This is a genomic window from Nocardiopsis potens DSM 45234 (genome assembly GCF_000341105.1).
Taxonomy (GTDB): domain Bacteria; phylum Actinomycetota; class Actinomycetes; order Streptosporangiales; family Streptosporangiaceae; genus Nocardiopsis_A; species Nocardiopsis_A potens.
This window is the reverse complement of record NZ_ANBB01000109.1, coordinates 1-4,586: the sequence shown is the minus strand read 5'-3', so window position 1 is coordinate 4,586 and position 4,586 is coordinate 1. Positions and strand designations below refer to the sequence as shown.

Below are 4,586 nucleotides of genomic sequence, written 5' to 3'. Positions count from 1 at the left end.
GAATCACCGGGGTGCTCTCGCGGTGCGCAGGGCGCCCCACCCCGCCATCACCCTGCGTATTCATCCAGGCCAGGGGGTGCGGCGGTTTCAGGGGCGGCCGGCCCCCGACGCCCGGGCGACGCGGGAACGGCGAACTCGCCACTCCGGCCAGCCCCGACCGGCCCGCCCTGCTCTGCCGCGCCCGACCGACCGGCCGGTGCCCACTGCCGCCGTCGCTGCCCGCTTGAACCTTCGCTCCGTGGGGCCCGACACCCGGGCGAGGCGCCTGACCCCGCCCCTGCCCGCGCCGTCGCCGCCTGCTTGAAGCCCAGTCCTGCGGGGTGCCGCGCCGGACCGACCGACCGGCCGGTGCCCACCGCCGCCTTCGCCGCCCGCTTGAACCTTCGCCCCGCGAGGCGCCGGGCCCGGGTGAGACGCTCGGCCCCGCCCCTACCTGCGCCGTCGCCGCCTGCTTGAGCCGTCACCCCGTGGGGCGCCGCGCCCGGGCGACCACCCTCGCCTCGTCCCCACCGCTGCCGTCGCCGCCTGCTTGAACCTTCGCTCTGCGGGGCGCGGCACCCGACCGACCGGCCGGCACGCTTTCCCGCCGTCGCCGCCCGCTTGAACCCCGACCCCGTGGGGCGGCGCGCCCGATCGGTCGGCCGGCACGCTCTCCCGCCGTCGCCGCCGGTCGAGGCGGTGACAGCGCCGGGGTCGGCGCATTTCAGGGGGCGGGTGCGGTCAGGGCTCTTCCTGGGGGCGGTAGGCGACGCCGAGTGGTGTCAGCACCTCCTGCAGCTCCGCCTCGAACAGGGGCTCCATGTCGCCGAGGATGAGCGAGAGGTGGTCGAAGACCTCCATGCACACCACGCCGTAGAGGCGCACCCAGGAGGAGAGGAGAACGCGCAGGGCGCCGTAGGAGACGTTGTCGGTGGTGAACCCGGTCTCGGTGGCGAAGGCGTCCAGCTGGGCGCGGAGCGCCGGGGGGATGCCCTCCTCGGCGGGGAGCGCGAACCGGCGCTCCTCCAGCAGTCGGTCGAAGAGGGCGAAGAAGGTGGCGGCGAAGTGCCGGGCGGCCTCCAGCACCCGCGCGTCGGCGGTGCGGTCCGGGCCGGGCAGGCCGAACATCAGCGCGAACTCCGGCCGGTTGGCCAGCGCCCAGGTGCGGAAGGCGCGCAGCGAGGTGAGGATGCGGCCGTCGGTGTCCTCGGGCGGCAGTGCGGAGCTGGCCCCCTCCACCGCCTCGGCGAGCTCGGTGAACAGGTCGGCCTTGAGGGCGTTGAGCAGGTCGCCGATGCTGGAGAAGTAGCGGTACAGGCCGGGGGCGGTCATCCCCATGTCGCGGGCGATGGCGCGCAGGCTCACCCCGCCCGGCCCCTGCTCGGCCAGCTGCCGCCGGGCGTTCTCCTTGATCTCGGCGAGTGTGGCCTCGCGCACACGCTCCCGCCTGCTCGGTGCGGACCGGGCGCCGGGACGCTCCTCCCCGCCGTCCGATCCGCCCGCGTCGACCTGCGCCGACCCTGGTCCGGAGCCTCGCACTTCCCTCCGCCTCTCTAGGCGCCCGCGCGCCCGCCCGGCGCGGCCGCCGCCACCGGTCCTGTTGACACCGGAATCGGTGGTAAATAGCGTCATCTTCCGTGAACACCGTAAGCTGACGCCGTTCACCGGCATTAGCCGTGTTCGCGATCGTGTCACCTCACGTTAACAGCATGCCGAGGGGCGTTTCATGTTCTCAGCGCTGGGACGGTTCACCTACCGCGGCCGGGTGTGGGTGCTCGCGGCCACGCTCGTCTTCGCGGTCGCCTCCGGCGTCTGGGGCACCGGAGTGTTCGGCGCCGTCGGCGACGGCGGCTTCGAGGACCCCGGCGCCGAGTCCACCCGGGCCGCGGAGGTGATCGAGGAGCGCCTCGGCCACGACGGCGTCGACGTGGTCGCGGTCTTCCGCAGCGACGAGCTGCGCTACGACAACCTCACCTTCGTCAAGCAGATCCAGGGCATGCGGGACCGGCTGCCGGACGAGGTCGCCTCGGCCACCACCTACCTCGACGACGGCCTGACCGACATGGAGCGCGGCATCCTCCTCTCCGAGGACGGCCACGCCACCTACGTGCCGATGACCATCGAGGGCGACACCAAGGCCGAGCGGATGGAGAACTTCTCCGAGATCCGCGACGAGATCACCGCCGGCCCGCTGGAGCGGTCGCTGGGCGGCCCGCTCGCCATCGAGAAGGAGATCTCCGAGCGGGCGGAGAGCGACGCGGTCCGCGCCGAGCTGATCTCCCTGCCGCTGCTGCTGGTCCTGCTGGTGGTGATCTTCGGCGGCGTGGTGGCGGCGCTGATGCCGCTGGCCGTCGGCGGGCTGGCCATCCTCGGCTCGCTCACCCTGCTGCGCGCGCTCACCTACGCCACCGACGTGTCGGTCTTCGCGGTCAACGTCGCCACCCTGCTCGGCCTGGGCCTGGCCATCGACTACGGGCTGTTCATCGTGAGCCGGTTCCGGGAGGAGGTGGCACGCGGTGCGGCGGTCTCCGAAGCGGTGCCCAGGACCCTGGCCACCGCCGGGCGCACCGTCGCCTTCTCCGGGGTGACCGTGATGATCGCCTTCGCCGGGCTGCTCTTCTTCCCACAGCCGATCCTGCGCTCCATCGGCCTGGGCGGCATCGCGGTGGTGCTGTTCGACGTGCTCGCCGCCCTGGTGGTGCTGCCCGCGCTGCTCTCCGTGGTGGGCCGGCGGATCGACGCGCTGCGCGTCTTCTCCCGGGTGCACCGGCGCCGCGCGCTCGGCGTCACCGCCGCGGTCGCCGCGCGCACCGGCGGCGGGGCCTGGTCCAGGCTGGCGCAGAGCGTGATGAGCCGCCCGGTGCTCTACACGGTCGCGGTGGGCGGCGTGCTCATCGCGTTCGCCTCGGCGCTGTTCTCCACCCACGTCGGCTCCACCGACCAGCGCTACCTGCCGGCCGGCGCGGAGAGCCGGGCCGCGATGGAGTCGCTGGCCGAGGACTTCCCGGCCGGCGCGGTGGGCACCGCCGACGTCGCGGTCACCGGGATGGGCTCCGGGGCGGAGGCGGAGCGGGCCCTGGACGGCTACGCCGAGCGGCTCAACGCGGTCGACGGGGTGGTGGAGGCCTCGGTGGAGCGGTTCTCCGCCGGCACCGCGCACATCACCGTCGCCTACCGGGGCGAGTCCGACTCCCCGGAGACGCAGCGGCTGATCCGCGAGCTGCGCGCCGAACCCGGCCCGGAGGGCGCGGAGGAGGTGCTGGTCGGCGGGGTCGCCGCGATGCAGATCGACAACGTGGCGGCGATCGTCGCGGCGGTGCCCTGGACACTGGCGTTCGTCATCACCGTCACCGCGGTGCTGCTCTTCCTCGCCTTCGGGTCGCTGGTGCTGCCGGTGAAGGCGGTGCTGATGGGCTTCCTGTCGCTGGGCGCCTCGCTCGGCGTGGTGATCTGGGGCTTCCAGGAGGGCCACCTCGCCTCGCTTCTCGGCTTCGACGCGGTCGGCACCATCGACCCCACCTACATGGTGCTCATCCTGGTGGTCGCCTTCGGCCTGGCCATGGACTACGAGCTGTTCCTGCTCAGCCGGGTGCGCGAGGAGTACCTGGCGACCGGGGACAACCGGCACTCGGTCGCGGTCGGGCTGCAGCGCACCGGGTCCATCATCACCAGCGCCGCCCTGCTGCTGGTGGTGGTGCTCGGCGCGATGGGCTCCTCGGCGCTGCTCTCGCTGAAGATCATCGGCGTCGGCCTGACCGTGGCGGTGGCGGTGGACGCCACCCTGGTCCGGGCGCTGCTGGTGCCGGCCACGATGCGGCTGCTCGGCGGAGCCAACTGGTGGCTGCCCGGCCCGCTGCGCCGGCTGCACGACCGGATCGGCATCACCGAGGGGGAGGGCCCGGAGGAGGAGCCGGACGCCGGTGCGGAGCGCCCCCGCGAGCGGGCGCCGCTCTCCTGACCCTCCGGGAGCGGCGGCGGCCGGTCACCGCTTGCGCGGCGGCGCGGTGCGCCGGTCGGTGATCGGCAGGGCGGGGCGGAGCCGGTGCACCTCGGCCAGCACCTCCTCCACGCTCCGGTCCCAGGAGGAGCGGACCGCCGCCCCGGGCCGGACCGTCCACGGCGACGGCGGCGGCACCGGCCCCCGCTCGCCCTCGCACTTCTCGTCCCCGGCGAGGAAGTGCAGGTAGTCCAGGTCGTGGGTGTGGTCGGCGTAGGCGACGCTGCGCCGGCACAGGCAGACCGAGGCGACCTCGTCCCAGGGCAGGAAGATGTCGTCGGAGGGGCGCCGCGGCCACGGTGCGAGCAGCCGGACCCCGGAGGAGTCCAGCTCCAGGAACGGGCGGCGGGACAGCCGCCGGCCGGCCACCAGCAGGCCGCCGCCGGCGAACAGCACCACGGTGACCGCGCCGATCAGGACGTCGGCCGGTCCGCCGCGGAGCACCAGGGCCACCCCGATGGAGATGAACACCAGGCAGGCTGCGGTGAGCCAGACCCCCTGCGAGGTGATCCGGCGGCGGTTGACGACGGCGAAGACACCGGGTCGCGCGTTCACCCTCCCAGCGTACGACGGCGGCCCCGGCCGGGAGGGGTATCCCGGCCGGGGCCGC

The 4,586-nt window shown here is 74.2% G+C and carries 3 protein-coding genes; 1 reads left to right on the top strand and 2 read right to left on the bottom strand.

All coding sequences use genetic code 11. From position 1 onward, the window contains the following. Nucleotides 1-720 precede the first annotated feature (720 nt). Nucleotides 721-1,416 (bottom strand): TetR/AcrR family transcriptional regulator, encoded by a 696-nt coding sequence (locus D459_RS0130090; RefSeq protein WP_017596704.1) that lies wholly within the window; start codon nucleotides 1,414-1,416, stop codon nucleotides 721-723. Nucleotides 1,417-1,705: 289 nt separating this feature from the next. Between D459_RS0130090 and D459_RS0130085 the strand changes: the two genes are divergently transcribed. Further along, on the top strand, nucleotides 1,706-3,937 hold the full coding sequence (locus D459_RS0130085; RefSeq protein ID WP_017596703.1) for an MMPL family transporter: 2,232 nt from the start codon (nucleotides 1,706-1,708) through the stop codon (nucleotides 3,935-3,937). A 24-nt stretch (nucleotides 3,938-3,961) separates the two neighbouring features. Here the strand turns inward: D459_RS0130085 and D459_RS0130080 are convergent, their stop codons facing one another. Continuing rightward, complete coding sequence (locus D459_RS0130080; protein ID WP_017596702.1) at nucleotides 3,962-4,531, bottom strand: hypothetical protein; 570 nt, start codon at nucleotides 4,529-4,531, stop codon at nucleotides 3,962-3,964. Between the last annotated feature and the right edge of the window lie 55 nt (nucleotides 4,532-4,586).

What these genes read in the sequence shown, in the direction of transcription:
- D459_RS0130085 (WP_017596703.1), top strand. Translation starts at nt 1,706, where the DNA reads ATGTTCTCAGCGCTGGGACGGTTCACCTACCGCGGCCGGGTGTGGGTG.